This window comes from Methanobacterium congolense (genome assembly GCF_900095295.1).
GTDB lineage: Archaea > Methanobacteriota > Methanobacteria > Methanobacteriales > Methanobacteriaceae > Methanobacterium_C > Methanobacterium_C congolense.
In genome coordinates this window covers 1296780-1316768 of the sequence record NZ_LT607756.1, presented here as the reverse complement: position 1 = coordinate 1316768, position 19989 = coordinate 1296780, and the positions used below count along the sequence as shown (strand labels likewise).

At 36.4% G+C, this 19989-nt stretch carries 16 protein-coding genes; 13 read left to right on the top strand and 3 right to left on the bottom strand.

Annotated features, from left to right (window positions below):
- Positions 1-450: 450 nt before the first annotated feature.
- Positions 451-606: a hypothetical protein gene (locus MCBB_RS12105; protein WP_171899097.1), complete on the bottom strand. Its 156-nt coding sequence runs from the start codon at positions 604-606 to the stop codon at positions 451-453.
- 589 nt (positions 607-1195) lie between these two features.
- Here MCBB_RS12105 and MCBB_RS06245 point away from each other — a divergent pair.
- The 13 genes from MCBB_RS06245 to MCBB_RS06185 all read left to right on the top strand — a co-directional run bounded on the left by MCBB_RS06245 (position 1196) and on the right by MCBB_RS06185 (position 15963).
- Positions 1196-1972 carry a winged helix-turn-helix domain-containing protein gene (locus tag MCBB_RS06245; protein ID WP_071906952.1) on the top strand — a complete coding sequence of 259 codons (777 nt, stop codon included), beginning with the start codon at positions 1196-1198 and terminating at the stop codon, positions 1970-1972.
- Between the two features lie 98 nt (positions 1973-2070).
- Positions 2071-2886: an ATP-binding protein gene (locus MCBB_RS06240; RefSeq protein WP_071906951.1), complete on the top strand. Its 816-nt coding sequence runs from the start codon at positions 2071-2073 to the stop codon at positions 2884-2886.
- A 237-nt stretch (positions 2887-3123) separates the two neighbouring features.
- Entirely contained in the window at positions 3124-3483 is a 360-nt protein-coding gene (locus MCBB_RS06235) for a VOC family protein (RefSeq protein ID WP_071906950.1), read from the top strand.
- Positions 3484-3500: 17 nt separating this feature from the next.
- Complete coding sequence (locus MCBB_RS06230; RefSeq protein WP_071906949.1) at positions 3501-3980, top strand: SRPBCC family protein; 480 nt, start codon at positions 3501-3503, stop codon at positions 3978-3980.
- A gap of 401 nt (positions 3981-4381) precedes the next feature.
- Entirely contained in the window at positions 4382-4747 is a 366-nt protein-coding gene (locus MCBB_RS06225; protein ID WP_071906948.1) for an ArsR/SmtB family transcription factor, read from the top strand.
- Positions 4728-6671 carry a heavy metal translocating P-type ATPase gene (locus MCBB_RS06220; RefSeq protein ID WP_071906947.1) on the top strand — a complete coding sequence of 648 codons (1944 nt, stop codon included), beginning with the start codon at positions 4728-4730 and terminating at the stop codon, positions 6669-6671. Before MCBB_RS06225 ends, MCBB_RS06220 begins: the two co-directional genes overlap by 20 nt.
- 366 nt (positions 6672-7037) lie before the next feature.
- Positions 7038-8096, top strand: a complete 1059-nt coding sequence (locus MCBB_RS06215) for a hypothetical protein (protein WP_145976019.1) — start codon at positions 7038-7040, stop codon at positions 8094-8096.
- 35 nt (positions 8097-8131) lie between these two features.
- A complete protein-coding gene (locus MCBB_RS06210) occupies positions 8132-9181 on the top strand; it encodes a hypothetical protein (RefSeq protein ID WP_071906945.1) in 1050 nt (349 codons plus the stop codon).
- A 319-nt stretch (positions 9182-9500) separates the two neighbouring features.
- A complete protein-coding gene (rbr, locus tag MCBB_RS06205) occupies positions 9501-10085 on the top strand; it encodes a rubrerythrin (protein ID WP_071906944.1) in 585 nt (194 codons plus the stop codon).
- A gap of 12 nt (positions 10086-10097) precedes the next feature.
- Positions 10098-10478: a desulfoferrodoxin gene (locus tag MCBB_RS06200; RefSeq protein ID WP_331709787.1), complete on the top strand. Its 381-nt coding sequence runs from the start codon at positions 10098-10100 to the stop codon at positions 10476-10478.
- Between the two features lie 179 nt (positions 10479-10657).
- Positions 10658-12910 carry a histidine kinase dimerization/phosphoacceptor domain -containing protein gene (locus MCBB_RS06195; protein ID WP_071906942.1) on the top strand — a complete coding sequence of 751 codons (2253 nt, stop codon included), beginning with the start codon at positions 10658-10660 and terminating at the stop codon, positions 12908-12910.
- 271 nt (positions 12911-13181) lie between these two features.
- Positions 13182-13673, top strand: coding sequence for a hypothetical protein (locus MCBB_RS06190; protein ID WP_071906941.1), 492 nt, complete (start codon positions 13182-13184; stop codon positions 13671-13673).
- Between the two features lie 115 nt (positions 13674-13788).
- Entirely contained in the window at positions 13789-15963 is a 2175-nt protein-coding gene (locus tag MCBB_RS06185; RefSeq protein ID WP_071906940.1) for a DHH family phosphoesterase, read from the top strand.
- 71 nt (positions 15964-16034) lie between these two features.
- Here MCBB_RS06185 and MCBB_RS06180 read toward each other — a convergent pair whose 3' ends face one another.
- Together MCBB_RS06180 and MCBB_RS06175 are read right to left on the bottom strand one after the other, a co-directional pair.
- A complete protein-coding gene (locus MCBB_RS06180; RefSeq protein ID WP_071906939.1) occupies positions 16035-18587 on the bottom strand; it encodes a PAS domain S-box protein in 2553 nt (850 codons plus the stop codon).
- Positions 18588-19181: 594 nt separating this feature from the next.
- Positions 19182-19793, bottom strand: coding sequence for an LbetaH domain-containing protein (locus tag MCBB_RS06175; RefSeq protein ID WP_171899096.1), 612 nt, complete (start codon positions 19791-19793; stop codon positions 19182-19184).
- Positions 19794-19989: the final 196 nt, after the last annotated feature.

Genomic DNA, 19989 nt, shown 5'->3' with positions numbered 1-19989 from the left:
AAAAAAAGTAGGAAAAGGTTTTTTGTCAATTATCCACTAAACCCTCCAACGTGGAAACCTGTTCAGCTTCTGAATAGGTACACTCCGTATACAAGTAGGATTACGACCATGATCCAGTACAAATACAATATGAAATTAGGAAGTGCCAAATACAGTATTGCTAACAAAATAGCCACAACAATCATTAATATACCAGTATTCTTTTCATTCATAGCCAGACCTCCAAATATCTTTAATAATATATTAAGATTGTATATGTTATATTTTTTTTGCAAAAGTTGTGGTGCGCTTTTAAGCTTCAGAATCATTTTGGATCAGTCCAGGATACATGTCCCAACTAATTTTGCTTAAAAAATAGTATAAAAATGGTTCCTTTTATAATATTAAAGAGGGGTAAAATAAATCCATTTTAAAAAAAAGAGGGAAAAAATTTAAATTCGTATGTCCCTTTTATTCTTCCATAGCTTTTATATCCGCTGCAGCTTTTGCAATGGAACATTTATCTGAATGCTCTTCGCATTTAAAACATACTTCTTCAGTTATAGCTTTCAGAGATTTTTCTATGTCTTTGCTTTCCACTTCTTTTCCTGTTATCCATTCTGGCATATTATCACCAAAGATAACTATAGTGAATTATAAAGATATACTTAATCGTCAGTAAAATATACTAAATACAGTTTTATTGATAAACGTCAAGCAGGATATTTATCGCAGGATAATCATTTTAAAATTTTATCTAATAATAAAATTGATTGAAGAATTGGGTAAAAAACTGATCTAGTTGAAAAATAAAAAATAGTTAGAAAGTAAAAAAAGTTAATCTGACTTAAATTTGAGTGTAATTATTCTTCTACGTCAACAAGCTCGCCGTATTCAAGTTCAAGCTGGCAACCTTTAGGACCACAGCACCAGTGCTGTAATTCAAACTGTACTAACACTATTTCACCTCCTTGAACAAAGGATATGCTCCATCAAGACTTTGAAAGAGTTTTTATTATTTTTTTGACTGGAAACTACCTGTTTTTTCTATTAAAGAAGCTTCAGAAACATTTCCTTCAACAACTTAATATTGTCCCAGTAAGTATATGTATTTAATCGTCAGAAAAATGTATCCTACTACAGTTTTATACACAAAACTGACCTTTGAAGTTTCTTCAGAAACCTTTATTATTAACCTTTGACATAAAATCGCTTAATGAAAACCGAAGTTGACAATGCCACTGAGATCAGTGAGCTAAAATCCAAGCTGGATCTCATGCACAGGGATATAAAGCGCATGATGAAGAATTCCAACAAGGAATATCTTGATCTCATGTTAAAAAACCTTAAAAAGGATTTTTTAAACTGCATAACAGACCATGTTTCTGAGGATATTGAAACCAGCCTTGAGAGGGGAATGGTTGATAAGTGCCAGATGAGGGACAACTGCAAATCCAAGTTCACAGAGCTTCTGGAAAAAAATGTTGACCTCATAAAACAGGACGAAGTTCCAGAGACACAGGTAACAGGATCCAGAGGGGAACTTGAGAATTTAAGGGCTGAAGCACCCTTCGATAAATGTGATGTATGCTTTTCGGAGGTTACAGATATCTTTGAAAAACAGCTGAAACTAATGAGGTCCCTGCACATCTACAATGGACCTGAAGAGAAAAAAATTGATATCTCGGACATCTCAGAAGATTCACTGGTACGCGAAGTTTTTGAACCCCTCTCAAATAGGCAGAGACTTCAGATAATAAAGGCAGTTGCAGTGGAAACCAAAACATTCACAGCACTGTCACAGCTCACAGGATTAAGGGGAGGAAACCTACTTTTTCACATTCAAAAACTCCTTGACAGTAATATGATAATCCAGAGGCATGAACGTGGAGATTACATGATCACAGAGAAAGGCTACCAAGTCCTGAAGGTAATCTCCCAGCTTGGAGGCGTCTTGGAAGATGCTCCAGAACCTGAAGCAGTGGAATCATAATGTTATTTGGATCATTAAAAAATACATATTTATATAATACTTTTGTTCTATATTAATAAAACAAAATTAAAAACAAACTATAGGTTCAGGTGATAGTTGTGAAGAGAGATGTTATCAGGATCAACGAGGAGAAATGTACAGGATGTGGAGACTGCATTCCAGGATGTCCCGAGGGAGCAATACAGGTAATCGATGGAAAGGCAAGACTCATAAGTGACCTTTTCTGTGATGGTCTGGGGGCATGCATTGGAAACTGCCCTCAGGGAGCTATAGAAATTGAGGAGAGGGAAGCTGAGCCCTACGATGAATATAAAGTCATGAAAAACATTGTGAAAGGGGGTTCAAACGTCATAAAAGCCCATCTCAAGCATCTCCATGACCACGGTCAAAAAGATTTTTTAAACCAGGCAATTGAAATTTTAAACGAAAAAGGCATAGATATACCTGATTATGAAGAAGAAACACTGGCATGTGGTTGTCCAGGATCAATGGCTCAAGATTTGACTAAAACACGGTCTGAAGATGCAGGAACTTCAGTGAATATCAGTCCAGAACTTGGTAACTGGCCGATACAGCTCCAGCTTTTGAACCCAAACGCACCCTACTTGAAAAATGCGGATCTCTTAATAGCAGCCGACTGCGCACCTTTCGCTTACCCAAACTTCCATCAGAGGTTCCTGAAGGATAAGGTTCTCATAATATTCTGTCCCAAACTGGATCAGACCATAGACCAGTACGTTGACAAGTTGGCTGAAATCTTCGAGAAGCAGGACATCCAATCCATCTCAATAGTGCACATGGAGGTACCTTGCTGTTCAGGTATTGAGATTATAGTCAAAAGGGCATTGGAAAAGGCCCAAAAGAACATCATCATTAAGGATTACACCATTTCCATAAATGGAGAGATAATCTAAGAGTGACCAAAAATGGGATAGTTCTATATTTCTTTTTTTTTAAATCTGAATTCTTGGGGATTATTTGAATTTGCATGAAATTAGGGTGAGGGATCATATTTTTTTTTATGATCCCCTTTTTTGATCCAGGTAAACACAACCATTATAATCCTATTAAAAACAAAAATTATACTATCGAATAGATCTGTATCAAACCAATTTTTATGGATTTTTTCTTAAAAAACTGGGGTTGATAACATGTCAAAGGTTGTACACTTTGAGATACCTGCAGAGGATATGGAGAGAGCTTCTAAGTTCTATGAAAATGTGTTTGGATGGGAGATCACAAAATGGGAGGGTCCCTTTGACTACTGGCTCGTAAAAACTGGAGAAGAGAATGAGCCTGGTATTGATGGGGCCATAATGCCCAAGGAATCGGATGACGTGATCAGAAACGCCATCAGTGTTGATTCCTACGAGGAATTTGCCGAAAAAATAGAGATGGAAGGCGGTAAAATGCTCACTGAAAAGATGGGAATTCCAGGTATTGGCTACACTGGAACCTTTCAGGATACGGAGGGGAACATTCTGTTGATAGTGGAGTTCAAGATGGAATAATTACAGATGGTGATAAAATGGTAGATGGTTCTATAAGCATCACCATGATCTTCGATGCACCTCCAGAGACTGTGTGGAAAGCATGGACAGAACCTGAAGGAGTAAAACACTGGTGGGGACCTAAGGGATTCACAGCAGCTGTTTCTAAACTAGATTTCCGTGTGGGAGGTACTTACCTCTACTGCATGAGGTCACCGGATGGTCAGGATTTTTGGAGTACCGGTGAGTACAGGGAGATCATTAAAAACCAGAGGATAGTGGCAACCGATAATTTTGCAGATGAAGAAGGAAACGTTGTACCAGCTTCACATTACGGAATGAGCGGAAAATGGCCTTTAGAATTGCTGGTAACCCTAAAATTCCAGGAACAGAATGGTAAAACCAGATTCACCCTCCAACATGAGGGTATACCCTCCGGCGAGAATAGAGATTTGGCTGAGGAAAGATGGAGGGAATCCCTCAAAAAACTTGCTGAATACCTGAAAACAGAAAAATAATCCTTTCAAACTCCTTTTTTTTTATGAACTCTTGTTTTTTAAAATTATTTTTTGTGAATTTTTTTATTATTCTTTCATTTAAAATGTAATTTAAGGTGGAATAAACTCCTTCTTACAATTATTTTTATAATTTACAAATTTACATTTAATATTTTATAATCAATTTATAATCAGTTATATAATTTTATAATTAATTATATCAATTATTTTTAATACTAAACGATACTTTGTGTTTTATTTTTAAAATAAACTATTCATTTGATTGTTATTATGATTTGACATTTATCTAGAAGTTTTTTTCAATTCATAATTTTATACTCTCTCTTTCTGGTTCATTTTATCCATTCTCTTTCGAAGCCAAATAAAAACATTTATATATGTTCAATTGAACAGTTATTCATATGAAGATAGAAAGTGAAGGAACCTGTGAAGTGAAGTGCATACACGAAGACTCAGTCCGAGAAGTCAAATCCAAAATGCTAAGTGAAGAAACCTTCCAGGGCATAGCATCAGATTTTAAAATACTTGGAGACCCAACAAGGGTTAAAATACTCCACGCATTATCAAAGGATGAACTCTGTGTGTGTGATCTTGCAGCGATACTGGGTATGACCGATTCGGCCATATCCCACCAGTTGCGCTTACTCATGGAAAGGAACATGGTCAAATTCCAGAAAAGAGGAAAAATGGCCTATTATCAACTTGCAGACGAACACGTTATACAACTCATAAGGATGGAGTCAGAACATGCCAGAGAATGCAGATAAACATGAACATCAAGGATCCTGTAGCTGCTCATGCCAGGAAGACATGTTTGAAGAGAAAGAATCAATATGGAACAGAAAAAACTTCGCAATAATCATAAGCAGCGCAGTTTTACTGGGAATAGGAATCTTCCTTGAAAACTTCGCAGACCAGCACATGGCTTCACAGGCCCTTTTCTTGCTGGTCGTGGCAATTTCAGGGTATGATATAATAAAAGAAGGTATTGAAGAACTTTTAGAGGGAGAATTCAGCATAGATCTCCTCATAACCATTGCGGCAGTTGGAGCCTTTTTAATCGGTCATGGTGTGGAAGGAGCATCTGTTGTTTTCCTGTTTTTCATAGCAGAGTTTTTAGAAAGCTACGCAGGTGAAAGGGCAAGAAACTCCATGGAATCTCTCCTTAAAATAGCACCTGAAACTGCAACGGTGAAAAAAGATGGAATGGAAAAGGTTCTCCATGCCCATGAAGTTGAAATTGGTGATATGGTGGTCGTGAAACCTGGAGACAAGATACCTCTTGATGGAATCGTTATGGAGGGTAAATCATCAGTTAATCAGGCACCCATAACCGGTGAGAGCATGCCCGTTGGAAAGTACCCGGGAAAAACAGTTTTTGCAGGTACCATCAACCAGGAGGGCTATATGGAGATTGAGGTAACCAAAAGATCCAGTGAAACTGTGATATCCAGGATAATAGAACTTGTTCGGGAGTCCCAGAAGAACAAATCAAAAACAGAGGCCTTCATAACCAGGTTCGCCCGCTACTACACACCCACTGTGATACTGGCTGCAGCAGTTGTTGCAACCGTTCCACCATTTGTATTCGGCATGTCCTTCAATGAATGGTTCTACAGGGCATTGGTTCTCCTTGTTGTTTCCTGTCCGTGCGCTCTTGCAATATCCACGCCAGTATCAATGGTTTCAGGCATAACCTCCGCCACAAAAAACGGTGTTCTCATAAAAGGAGGACAGTTCATAGAGGAAATGCAGAACGTAAAGCTCATGGTATTCGATAAAACAGGAACCCTGACCGAGGGCAAGCTTGAGGTAACAGATGTTAAAAGCTTCAACAACCACTCCCAAGAGGAGGTTCTGGAGGTGGCAGCATCCCTTGAATCGAAATCCAAACACCCCCTTGCAGAACCCATACTGAGAAAGGCCCAAAAACAGAATCTGTCCCTTAAAGATGTTTCAGACTTTAAATCAGTAACAGGAAAGGGTATAACTGGTAAAATTGATGATAAAAGATTTTATATTGGTAAAGCCTCCCTTATAGATGAGATGGAGATTCCAGGTTCAGATATAACCGAATTTGAGGAAGATGGGAAAACAGTGGTGCTTGTTGCAGATGATGATCATTTAATTGGATTGATTGGATTAAGGGATAAAATAAGAGAGAATGCAGAAAAAGCCCTTCAAAACTTAAAAAATCATGGTATCAAAACTGTAATGCTCACTGGAGATAACGAAGGAACAGCAAAGGCAGTTTCATCCCAGATAGGCATTGATGAATACTATTCAGGCCTTCTACCTGAGGATAAGGTAAGGATCGTTGAAGAACTCCTTGAAGAGGGGCAGGTTGGAATGGTTGGTGATGGTGTGAACGATGCTCCAGCCCTTGCAAAGTCCAACGTGGGCATAGCAATGGGTGCTGCAGGTTCAGATGTTGCCATCGAAACCGCTGACGTGGCCCTTATGCACGATGACCTCTCTAAACTCAACTACATGATGAAACTCAGCAGAAAAACCATGTCAGTTGTCAAGGAAAACGTAACAGTGTCCATTCTTGTTAAAAGTTCATTTGCAGTACTTGCAGTCTTTGGATTTGTGACCCTGTGGATAGCAGTTGCCTTTGGAGATATGGGCCTGAGCCTGGCTGTTATACTGAACGCCCTGAGGATAGGGAATGGGAAAACAGTGGAGTAACAGTTCATAAAAATAAAAAGTATTTTTTTTATTTTTAACTTCTTTTTTTAAGAGATAAATCTGAATCAAGTTATTTAACAAATGTTTTTCATCAAATTCCATTTAAACTAATTTAAACTATTTTTCGCTGAAACCTTTTTATGGCATTGAATTGTTATCAGTATGATTCATGATTATTGTATTAATTGTTCATATTATTTTATAAAAATTAGCAATTTGAACATATTGTCTTAAATCTTCTAATCATTGTTAATTCAGCTTAATTTGATTATCTTCCTGTTTTTAAAATTTTTTTTATAAAAATATTTATAATGTTAGGTTATTATAGAAAATTAAGGTTTGAGACTACAAAAATGAGTGTTTACTATGAAGCGTTGTACTAATTGTTGGACTGATAATTCTGATGATGCTGAGCGTTGTAAGAAGTGTGGGAGGGTTCTGGGTGAATCTTGGTGGCATAACCGGAATTACAGGTTGTATTGGCGGGCTATTGGTGGTGGGCTTTTAACTGCTGTTATTTTGTATCTTACGGGTTATTTATTAATTGGAGGTTCTAAGACCTTCTTTTTTGCCACTATTCCAATTCTTTTGGCTGTAGGTGCGGTTACTACAATCCTCGCTTACAGAAAAGAAGCAGATATTGCTAATTCCTTGATTAATTCACTTGCTGTGGGTTTCATAATTGGGTTCTCATTTATTGCGGTTGTTATGGGATCTTCAGGTGGTAGTGCACCTCCAGTGATGATCCTGATTCTTATACCTGTTCTGGCTCTATGGACTATGATTGGAGGAAAAATTGGTGCAGTGATAAATGTTGCAGTAGAAAATGGGAGAAAATCCACAATAATCATCGCAGCAATTATAATCACCATAATATCACTTGGAGGATACGGAGCATACCAATTTACCTTGTATGCCAATTATGGCAACGGGGCATACATGTCTTCATATGAGTTGGATTTTGTGGATATTATTCAACCGGAGGCTGATGCTTATCTGAATGCACCTTACAACACTTCAGAGGAACGACTATCCAACTTAAACAATGCTAAAGTGAAGTATGAACGTATGGTAAATATAACTGTTGCTGCTCAGCCTCAGGTTGATGAGATGATCGGTAACTCCTCTTCAAGCATAAAAAAGGAATATGCATTAGCTTTGAATCAATACCTCCAACTTAAGCATGATTACTGTCTGGAGATGTACACTGGAATACAACTTGAGATAAAGGGCAACACAGAAGAGGCAGAAAAACATTACCAGAATGCTGAAGTTTTAATTCCCAAAATACAAAGCCAGAACAAACAAATTGATGCAATAATCAACAAAGATCCATCATTTAAAAGTTATATAACAGAAAAAAGGGATGAGGCTAAGAAGTATTCTGGAAGAGATCGCGCAGAAAACATGACATTCTACATGTGAATGGGTTGTGAACCATTATAAGGAGAATATTTACTATGAAGCGTTGTACTAATTGTTGGACTGATAATCCTGATGATGCTGAGCGTTGTAAGAAGTGTGGGAGGGTATTGGGTGAATCCTGGTGGCGTAATAAGAATTACAGGTTGTACTGGAAAGCGATAGGTTATAGTCTTGTAGTTGGTAGTATTATGGCTATTGTGGCTTATTTCCTCTTTGGAGCTTCCAATACCTTGGCTTATGGTATGATTTCAATTCCTTTTGTTACTGGTTGTATTGCAACAGTGTTATCCTATAGAAAAGAAGCAGATACTACTAATTCATTTATTAATGCTCTTGCTGTGGGTTTAATAATTGGATTTGCAGTTGTTATGGGTTTATTTGGTTTTGCCTTCTTTTCAGGTGATACTGCACCTGTAATGATGGTTATATTAATCCCTGGAATTGCTGTTTGGGGTTTATTTGGTGGGGCATTGGGTACTGTGATAAATGCTGCAATAGAAAGTGGAAAAAAAGCCACAATAACAATTACAATTATCTTAATAGCGTCAATAGCACTCATAGTATACGGAGCATACATGTTCAATGTAAATGCAAATTATGAGAACGGGGCTTATGTTTCGCTGTGTGATTTGGATTTGGTGGATGTTATTCAACCGGAGGCTGATGCTTATCTGAATGCGCCTTATAATTCTTCAGAGGAACGATTATCCAATTTAAACAATGCTAAGGTGAAGTATGAAAGTATGTTAAATATAACTGTTGCTGATCAGCCGCAGGTTGATGAGATGATTGGTAACTCCTCTTCCAGCATAAAAAAGGAATATGCATTAGCTTTGAATCAATACCTCCATCTTAAACATGATTACTATCTGGAGATGTACACTGGAATACAATTTGAGATAAATGGCAATACAATGGAAGCACAAAAACATTACCAGAATGCTGAAGCTTTAATTCCAAAAATACAAAGCCAGAACAAACAAATTGAGGCAATAATCAACAAAGACCAATCATTCAAACAGTTCATCATTGATCAAAGAAATTATGCAAAAAGATATGTAGACCATATAAATGATAAAACATGACATTCACCCCCCTCATAAAAATTTATCTCTGCTATTTTTTTTTAAATAATATGAAGTGGTTTTTGTATTGACCTACTTTTTTTGGTTTGATTTTTTTATTAAACTGTTAATGAAATATGTGAGATGGTAATAGAATGCCTAGAAAATTAATATCACTGTTTTTATCCGTTTTTTTATTCTAAACCTTTCTGGATCAGCTTCTGCAGCGAATTGGACTAAGAATGAAATCCGGACTATTTAAAGATTTCAATATCCACTTTTTAATACTAATTATAAAAATTTATTAAACAGTAACCCTAAATAATGAAATGGTGTTTTTATGAAAAAAACCTTAGAAAACCTAAGCAAAGCATTCATAGGGGAAAGTCAGGCAAGGAACAGGTACACCTTGTACTCCAAAACTGCGAAGAAAGAAGGATACGAACAGTTGGCAGATATATTCCTGGTAACTGCTGATAATGAGCGTGAACATGCTAAATGGCTCTTCAGATTAATACAGGAACTCAAAGAAGATTCTGGTGAAGATCTGGAGGCATTGACTGTTGAAGCTGAAGCACCCCTTGTATTGGGAACAACGGCTGATAACCTCATAGCTGCAATAGCAGGTGAACACTATGAGTACAGTGAAATGTACCCTGAATTTGCAGATGTGGCAGAAGAGGAGGGTCTTGAGGATATTGCAGTCAGGTTAAGGGCAATAGGCCGTGCAGAGGAACATCATGAGGATCGTTACAAGAAACTTTTAGGGGAAGTTGAAGCAGGAACCATGTTTAAAAAGGATGAAGAGGTTAAATGGGTCTGCCGTAAGTGTGGATATGTTCACACAGGAATGGAACCACCAGAAAAATGTCCTGCATGCGACCATCCAACCAAGTACTACGAAATTTTATGTGAACAATATTAAGGGGGAATCATTTTGGAAAAAGGACAGATTTATAGGTGCAACGTCTGTGGAAATATTGTTGAACTCATCCATGTTGGCGGAGGAAACCTTGTGTGTTGTGGAAATGAGATGGAACTCTTGAGTGAGGAACCCAAGGATGTTGGGGCAGAAAAACACGTTCCAGTGTTAGAAAAAACTGAAAAGGGCTTCAAGGTTAAGGTGGGTTCAGTACCTCACCCAATGGAAGAAACCCACTTCATTGAGTGGATAGAACTTCGGGCTGGAGATGAAGTGTGTAAAAAATTCTTAAAACCAGGAGATGCTCCTGAGGCAGAATTTGAAATAGAAGGTGTTGAGTTAAGTGATGTGAAGGCAAGGGAGTACTGCACCATCCATGGACTCTGGAGATCCTGAAGAACCTTTTAAAATTCCCCTTTTTTAGGGAATAATCAACTTTTTTTATATTTTGTTCTATTTTTATACATTATTTTATTAATTGAGTGCTAAAACATTCTTTTTTGTTAATAAACTCTTGAATCAAGACGAATCCATATATACTAAGTCCTCTAAATTCATGCTAATGAGGTGTTTTGTTGGAAATTTTTGAAGGTCATGTTAGTTCACCATCATTTAAAAATGGAGTTATAATCGCTTCAGGCGTTTTTATCATTTACATCTTGTTGAACCTCCTATTTTCAAATAAAAACTTTTATGCAGAACTTAATGACTTAGCTATGGCTTTTGTAAGTTTCATTGCATTTTTATCCATTGCTCATGCTGCAAAAGTTTCTAAGGTTTATTCACAAAAGATCTACGTTGCATGGGGACTTCTTGCCATTGCCCAGTTCTTCTGGTTTGTGGGTGACTTTTCATGGTTTTTTATCGAAACTTTCTTTAAACAGGTACCATTTCCATCTTTAGCAGACCTATTTTACCTCTCTTACTACCCAATTTTCCTTTTAGGAATATATTTCCTGCCTAAGAGGCCACTCAAGAATGATGAAAGATTCAACAGTGCACTGGACATTGGAATAATAATGTTTTCATCCATCTTGGTTTTCTGGAATTTTCTCATAGGACCCATGATCGATACAAACCTTTCAAGTCCACTATTAAACCAAATTTTAACGGTTTATTATCCTATTTCAGATTTAATACTGCTCTTCGCCCTTTCAATACTTAGTTACAGGCGTCTTTTAAATGTGAATTTTGAACCCCTCCTTCTTCTGATGGTAGGAGCTCTAATCATGATATTATCTGATTCAATATTTGGATATCAATCCATGTTGGGTACAATTCAAAATGGGGGAGTATCTGACATTAGTTATGTTATTGCTACGTTGGTAATATGCCTTGCAGGGGTTCTTCAGGTAAATGCTTTGATTTCTAATGCCAGAGATGATTATAAGATTTCAGAATATTCCCTTGAAGTACCAATGTCCTACATCCCCTACATATGGATGATCATACCCTTCTTTTTACTTATATGGGGTCATTTTCATGGAACATATCTGAGTTTCACGACTATTGCACTGGGTGTTATATTAATTATTTTAATGACTGTGACTCGCCAGATTAATACATTAAAGGAGAATAACAGGCTTTATGGAGAGCTCCATAGTATTAACAAAGATTTAGAGTCCAAAGTTTACAAAAGGACGGAGGAGCTTTTAAATGCCAATAAAAGCCTTCAAAATGAGATAACAGAACGTAAAAAAATTGAGGACGATCTTAAGATAAAGGTTGAACTTCTGGACACAGCCACAGATTCAATTATTCTTCATGATGTGACTGGTAAACTGATTTACGCCAATGAGAAAGCTGCTAAAATGAGGGGTTACTCCAAGGAAGAGTTAATGAAACTCAATATTTATGATCTGAATGTTCCAGGTGAGTCCAAGTTCACAGGACAGTACATAGATGAGTTAATGGTTAAGGGTGAGTCAATATTTGAATCATCACAGTACCATAGGGATGGGACTGTGATACCAATTGAGGTAAACGCTAAAATGGTTGCCCATAATAAGGATCTGCTGATACTGAGCACAGCCCGTGACATTACAGATCGAAAGGAAAACGAGGCAAAACTCAGATGTTATCGGGAACACCTTGAAGATATGGTGGAAGAGAGAACAAAAACCCTGGAAAAAACGAATAAAATGTTACAAAATGAGGTGGATGCACACGAAAAAGCTGAAAAAGAGATCATGGCTTCATTAGAGGAAAAGGAAGTTCTTTTAAGAGAAATTCATCATCGTGTTAACAACAACATGCAGATCATCTCAAGCCTCCTTAACATACAGTCCAACTACACGGACGATCCAGAAACAAAGCACGTACTAAGGGACAGCAGAAACAGAATCCGCTCTATGGCGATGATCCATGAAAAACTTTACATATCAAATAAATTATCCAAAATAGACTTTTCTGGATACGTGAAGAGCATCACAAGCAACCTCTTGCAGAGCCCTGAGGTTAACCCGGATCTCATTAAAATCAATGTTGATGTGGATGATTTCTCAATTGGTATGGAAACTGCGGTTCCCATGGGCTTGATAATCAATGAACTTGTTACAAACTCAATAGAACACGCATTTCCACAAGGAGAGGGCAATATAAATTTAAATCTGCACAAAAACGGTGAAACCTTCATTCTCACTGTAAGAGATAATGGTTTGGGATTACCAGAAGGTTTGGATCCTAAAAAGGTTAAGACTCTGGGACTTAGTCTTGTGAACAGTCTTGTTGAACAGCTCAATGGAAGTATGGAAGTTGAAGTGGAGAATGGGACAACATTTAAAATAAGCTTCAAGGAACTTAAATATGCAAAAAGGGCGGAAATTTAGATTTTTTTATATTTTTTGATTAGGTAATCTGTCTGAAGCTGTGACTCCATTTCATTTTCATCATGATTTTTTAGTGATTCCTTCTATATATTTCAAATTTTATGTAAATTCTTTTAAACCTTGAGAACATATAAAACATATAAAAAGTTTGAAGAATAAGAATAAATAAGATTCGATGAATTCAATTGAATTAGAAAATTAGAATATCATATCTAGGATATCATGTATAGGTTACATTTTATCGAAATTAAATCATTAAAGTGGGTTTAACATGAAAAATAAGATTTTAATCATCGCTCTTCTGGTTCTGGTTGTGGGTTTAAGTGGGTGTGTAAATTCCGATGCATCTAAGATCAATGGACTTGCACCGTCAATAAACAGCCACCTTAAAACTGGAGACACAGCATACAACCAGGCAGTTTACCATGCAAACAGATTCCAGTTTGATGAAGCACTTGAAGATTGTAGTAATGCTACAAATGAGTTTAATGCTGCTAAATCTTCAGCTGATCAGGCTTTAACCTATGCGAAGGATTCAAATGATAACGTGTTTGTGACCTACATCGGCTACCTTGTAAGTGAGATCGATGCCAAGCTGAATGCAACTTCAGAACTTCAACTTGCAATACCCTACATGCAGCAGAATGATACAACTAATGCAAATTTACACAGGGACCTTGCAAACAGTTATATGGATCAGGCAGTAGATTACAAGGCAAAAAAAGATGCAATAGCATCACAAAACCCTTCAAAATTTAAATAGATAAAACTTGATGGATATATAAAACTATTCTCTTTTTTTTATGAGTTTTAGTGAATCAAGTACACATATCCATGCAAAAATTAAGTTAAATAATTATATTCACGAGGTTTAATGAATGAAAAGAACATGTTTAAAATGTAAAGGAAAAGGCTACAAAATTACAGATTACAGGGAATGTGAAACCTGCCATGGAACAGGAGTTAAAGGTGAGGTGAACCTTAAGGATCATTTCAAAGGACTATCCAACAACGCAGTTAAACACTTCCAGCTGGATGAGGACGAAGAAGTCCCATGCAGTACTTGTAAGGGCAAAGGAGAAATAGAAATCCATGAAACATGCCCAGAATGTGGAGGTAAAGGTGAAATGAATGTATGCAAAAAATGCGGAAGGGAAATAGATTCTGGAGACTACTGCCCTGACTGTGAAACAAAAACTCCAGTTTACATACTGAGCCCAGCATGCGACATAGACGACCTTGAAGTGGGTTCAAACTACAAAGGTAAGATCACAAGGGTGGAAAATTACGGGGTATTTGTTAGCCTCAGTAAAAAAACCTACGGACTTTTAAGAATGAGATCACCACCCTTCAGTGTAGGGGAAGAAATATTCGTTAAGATCATCGAGATAAAACGTAAAAAAGGAGAAGTTGACCTTACAACCTCAAAGTTCGAGGGTGGATACGAACTTGTCAAGTTCAAAAAGAACGTTGCAAGAACCAGAATAGGTGATATAACCAAAAAATCCATGGGAAAAACTGTTAGGCTCAACGGAGAAATAGTGCAGATACAGCAGACCTCAGGCCCAACCATATTCACGGTTTCAGATGAAACATCAGTAACATGGGCTGCAGCCTTTAACGAACCTGGTGTAAGGGTTTACCCCGAGCTGGTTACAGGGGACATCGTTGAGATCATGGGGGAAGTCTCACTCCACGGTGGAAAGATCCAGATAGAATCCGAGTCCATAGAGAAGATTCAGGGCAAGGAAGAGGCTGAAATGCGAAAACTCATAAACGATGCCCTTGATGAGCGTGCAGAGCCAGAACCAACTGAATTCCTTATAGAGAGTCCAACACTTGAGAAGTTAAGGCCAAAGATGATGGAAGCTGCAAAGGCAATACGACGTGCTGTCCTCGATGGAAGATCCATACTTGTAAGGCACCATGCAGATGCAGATGGAATATGTGCAGGTGTAGCCATTGAAAAGGCAGTTGTACCAATACTCAAGGAGGCCAACAACGACAGCGACGCAGAATGGCATTTCTTCAAAAGAGCACCAAGCAAAGCACCTTTCTATGAAATAGAAGATGTTGTTAAGGATCTATCTTTTTCACTTGAGGACATGGAGAGGCACGGTCAGAAACTTCCACTTCTGGTTTTACTGGATAATGGATCAACTGAGGAAGACATACTGGCCATTATGCAGGTTAAGATATACGGTATCGAGGTCGTGGTTATAGACCACCACTTCCCAGGTGAGGTAACTGATGGAAGGGTTGCAGTGGATGACTACGTGGACACCCATGTAAACCCGTATCTGGTTGGTGGAGACTCCCAGATAACAGCAGGTGCCCTTGCAGTTGAGGTTGCAAAGATGATAAACCCTGATGTCAAGGACAGACTCATACACTTCCCAGGTATAGCAGCAGTGGGTGACCATGCCAGATCAGAAGAAGCTGAGGCCTACATAAAACTTGCAGAAGAGAAGGGTTACAACAGGGATGATCTTGACAAGGTTGCAACATGTATAGACTTTGAAGCGTTTTATCTGAGATTCATGAATGGTAGGGGAATAATGGACACAATTCTTGGTATTGGAAATAGAGATAAACATGCAAAACTCATTGAAGCACTTTACAATGAATCTGAAAAGAGGGTTAAAAACCAGCTTAGAGCAGCCCTTCCCAACCTTAAAACCCAGAAATTACCAAATGGCGTGATATTCAACGTGTTAGATGTTGAAAAATTCGCTTTTAAATTCACATATCCAGCACCAGGTAAAACAACAGGTTATGTGCATGATACAATGGTTAAAAAATATGGTGAAGAAAAACCAATAGTAACCCTTTCTTACGGTCCTGATTTTGGAGTGATAAGGGCTACGGATGCTGTAAATCAAATGTTTGGATTCAATTTAAACACCATAATCACAAAACTTGATGGAGAAATTCCAGAAGCAGGAATAGACGGTGGAGGACATGAATGTGCAGGATCTCTTAAATATGTAGAGGGATTATCTAAAAAGGTTCTGGGGGCATTTGCGGAAGAAATTGCAATGCTTGGGAAATGATTACTTTTAAGAGGGACTATCTAAAAAAAGACAAAAATATTTGAAATATGCCTTTAGATTTTTGGTCTCACTTAATCCTCTGACACAGTTTCTAAAAATTTTTCAACTATTTTTCTATGTTTTTCTTCACTTCCACGAATTTTTTCTTCTAATAATTCACGATTAATAGCAATGGCATAGAGATCAGCTAAACGTTCTACTAAATCCAAATCTTTTTTAGTATAATCATGGTCTGCGTTAGCTAAAGCAATTTGCCCTACTAATTTGTCTTCTATCATCGCAGGGGCGGATACAAAATTGTTAATTGCGATATGGTCCTCAGGAGTTCCAGTTGATCTTGGATCCCAAGCAGGATCATTGGTGAAGATTGACTCTTTATTATTCAACACCCAACCCCACAATCCCTTAAATTTCTTAAAAACTGTTTTCTTATTTTTTTTCTTTAATTCTTTCCGGAAATCTCGTTTGAGGGTAGGAACCATTAGATAACCTGTTTTAGGATTTATATATCCAACAAAACCGTATTGGCTGCAGGTTAGATCTTTGGCATGTTCTAAAACAAGATATGAAATATCATCAATTGAGGCTTGAGACAGGAGATTTCTTGATAATTTAGCCAAAGCATTGTTAATTGAAACTTCCCATGACAAGGCGGTTTCCATCTTTTTACGTTCAGTGATGTCACGTGCTGAAGTTAAAACAATTTTTACATCACCTTTCTCATCAAATTCTGGCACTAACAATGCATCTATCCATATACCCTTCGGGAGTTCGAATTCAATGTGGTTATTTTTTTTTGTTTTGAATACTTTGTCAATAGCTTTCTCCCACAATTTCACTAAATCCTTTGGAAACCCCATTTCCTTAAGTGTTTTACCTATAAAGTCCTCAGGCAGAATACCTATAAACTTTTCAACAATGGGGTTCACATAAAGATGTCTATGCTCCCTATCATGGCGCATGATAAGGTCAATTGAATCATCAGATAAAGCCCTGAAACTTTCTTCGCTATGTTTTAAGGCATTTTCCATTTTTTTACGTTCAGTCATATCAATAAAACTTTCAAGGAGGCATTCACGTCCTACTAATTTTATTGGAATCACAGTTTTTAATATGGGTATTTTATTACCTTTAACATCTAAAAGGACACGTTCAGAATTATCTACAACTTGATCAAGGTCACTGATGGGGCATTTACCTTCGTCAGCAGGGCATATGTATCTGTGACATATATTCCCCATAATTTTTTCCTTTGAAACACCTATGAGGTCGGCGGCTACTTGATTAACATCAAGTATTTCATGGGTTTTCTCATCAACTACAATAATTCCTGTGTGGACTGAAGAAAAAATAGTTCTTTGATATTTTTCACTATGTTTTAAGGTTTCTTCCATCTTTTTACGTTCAGTGATGTCTCTAATAATTGCAGTAGGATTTTCGTTTTCTCCCACTCTTGTTGATGAAATTGAAAGCTCTATAGGAATTTTCATCCCGTCTTTTCTTAGTCCTTCAAGTTCTACAGTTTTTTCTATAACAATACTTGCACCAGTTTTCCTATATTCATCAAATCCTTTTTCTTTTTCTTTTTCTTTTTTATAGCTTTTTGGAACAATTGTCATTAAGCTTTTTCCCAGTATTTCTTTTTCATTATAACCAAATAATCTCTCTGCTGCAGGATTCCACATAGTGATCCTCATTTGCATGTCAACAGATATCACAGCATCAACACAACTATTGACAAGTCCACGATACTTATTTTCACTTTCCCTTAATCTTTCCTCTGCATGCTTACGTTCAGTGATATCTCGTGCAGTAATTATAACAAACTTTACATCACCTTTTTCATCAAATTCAGGTACTAAAAACGCATCTATCCAAATACCTTTAGGAAGTTTTAATTCAACACGATCATCGGTTTTGGTTTCAAAAACTTTATAAACAGTCTCTTTATACAGATTAACTAAATCATCAGATAAACCAAGTTGTACAAACTTTTTGCCAATAAAATCCTCTGGAGGAATACCACTTAGCTTTTCAATTGTTGGATTCACATAAAGAGTTCTGCAGTCTCGATCAAAAAGCAGGATAATATCAAAGGAAGTCTCAACTAACGTTTTAAAACTTTTTTCAATATCAGTTAAAGCTTTTTCTATTTGTATAAGCGCGTCACTATCTCTCACAGTACCTTGGAAAACACTTTTTGGACCATAATTTTTAAGTTCAGTGACAACTATTTCAACAGGTATAATCTTCCCCTTTTTAGTATGTAAATTAACTTCAAAAATAGGAAATTTTTTAGCTTCAATTATCTTTTTTATTCCTTCACTCAAGATTTCAGCTGATTCAGGGTATATATCTTTCAATTTCATGGATAAAAGCTCTTTTTTAGAATATCCTGAGAGTTGAATTAGTCTTTTATTTACATCCAAAATCTTCATATCTTCAGAGAAGATGTTCATTGGAACTTTAGAATTATTAATAGGAAACTTATATCTTCCTTCAGATTCTTTAAAAACCTCATTTAAATGCATTTTTTCATTGAAATTATCATCTTCTACAAAGATGTCTTCTGATTTCTTAGATTCATCTACATCTTGACGTTTTTTCTTTTTTTTATACTGCATAATAACAAAACCAAAATCATGGCTGCTAACACTATTATTTTGAAAAAGTATATAACTTATTTTTTAATAATGAAAATTATTATATGTAAATAGAAATCCAAATATTATTTATTTTTGATTATGATATTAATCAGATTCTAGTCATATTATTAATTGTTCAATGTATATATATCTAACAAATTTAAGTAAGGATACTGAATTTAGTAATAGTGTATCTTGAATTTTGAGATTAATTTTTTTTATCAGTTATTTATTTAAAGTTTAGATTAGGAAAAACATATTTTAAGGTATAATTTTACTGTTTAAGCAGATACTATCGGTTATAAATACTTTAAATGCATTGTTATAAAAAAGTCTTATCTAATTAATAATTTTTGAATCATCCTTTTTTTAGGGGGCTTTTTTTGAGAATTATATTCTGAGATGTTTTAGAATTTTTATTATCAAATCTATTATTTACGAAGTTCATTCACTTTTAAAGTCAATTAAAATAAGATCATGCCAAAAAAACTAAAAAACTAATGGGATATTATTAACTCATTTATCATTAAAAAAAATAATGGGGGGAACATGTTAAACTGAGTTAATATCCCATTAGCGTTTGTATGTGTTTGTCAGTTCTTTATTGACTTTTACTACGTCTGGAGGTAGTTCTTTGAGAGTTTCTGGAACTTCTGTTAGTGCATCTGCTTTTGCTTGGTCGTCGATTATTGCACCGGCTGGTACATATTTACCATCGGCTATATTTACGTTATTTGTCACCACTGCATTGTGTAGTATCACACAATTTTTACCTATATTTGCTTTGAATATCACTGCACCAAAGCCAATAAAACTTTTGTCGTCAATAAAGACAGGACCGTGAATTATACTGCCATGTGCCATTGAAACTTCTTTTCCAACGTAGACAGAATAGTTTTTACCTCCAACAGTTACTCGGGGGTCTTTAAGACCATGTATAATCACACCATCTTGGATGTTTGAACTATCACCAATATAAATAGGTGATCCCTCATCACCACGCACTGATGCAAATGGACCAATGAAAACATTACTTCCAATAGTCACGTCTCCGATTACTCTGGCTGAAGGATCCACAAATGAAGTGGCACTGATTTGTGGAGACGTAATTTGTGAATTCCATGATGTTATTGGGCTTGTAGAAATGTTTGGGGTTTTAGAAAGCCCATATAAAGATGTGGCCAATACAATGATGGCCAGACAAACTGAAATTAAGATAAGGTATTTGTTATTCATTTTGTTAACCTCTGTTTAATTGTATGCTATAAATAGTACATAGACTAAAAAATTATATAGACAAACTAATAAACAGTTTAAACGTTCATTAAAGAATATTCTATTGGATTATAGACAAACTAATAAACAGTTTAAACGTTCATTA

Coding starts and splice junctions, on each gene's coding strand:
- MCBB_RS12105 (WP_171899097.1), bottom strand. CDS start 606: ATGCCAGAATGGATAACAGGAAAAGAAGTGGAAAGCAAAGACATAGAA.
- MCBB_RS06225 (WP_071906948.1), top strand. CDS start 4,382: ATGAAGATAGAAAGTGAAGGAACCTGTGAAGTGAAGTGCATACACGAA.
- MCBB_RS06185 (WP_071906940.1), top strand. CDS start 13,789: ATGAAAAGAACATGTTTAAAATGTAAAGGAAAAGGCTACAAAATTACA.
- MCBB_RS06235 (WP_071906950.1), top strand. CDS start 3,124: ATGTCAAAGGTTGTACACTTTGAGATACCTGCAGAGGATATGGAGAGA.
- MCBB_RS06210 (WP_071906945.1), top strand. CDS start 8,132: ATGAAGCGTTGTACTAATTGTTGGACTGATAATCCTGATGATGCTGAG.
- MCBB_RS06245 (WP_071906952.1), top strand. CDS start 1,196: ATGAAAACCGAAGTTGACAATGCCACTGAGATCAGTGAGCTAAAATCC.
- MCBB_RS06220 (WP_071906947.1), top strand. CDS start 4,728: ATGCCAGAGAATGCAGATAAACATGAACATCAAGGATCCTGTAGCTGC.
- rbr (WP_071906944.1), top strand. CDS start 9,501: ATGAAAAAAACCTTAGAAAACCTAAGCAAAGCATTCATAGGGGAAAGT.
- MCBB_RS06180 (WP_071906939.1), bottom strand. CDS start 18,587: ATGCAGTATAAAAAAAAGAAAAAACGTCAAGATGTAGATGAATCTAAG.
- MCBB_RS06190 (WP_071906941.1), top strand. CDS start 13,182: ATGAAAAATAAGATTTTAATCATCGCTCTTCTGGTTCTGGTTGTGGGT.
- MCBB_RS06230 (WP_071906949.1), top strand. CDS start 3,501: ATGGTAGATGGTTCTATAAGCATCACCATGATCTTCGATGCACCTCCA.
- MCBB_RS06215 (WP_145976019.1), top strand. CDS start 7,038: ATGAAGCGTTGTACTAATTGTTGGACTGATAATTCTGATGATGCTGAG.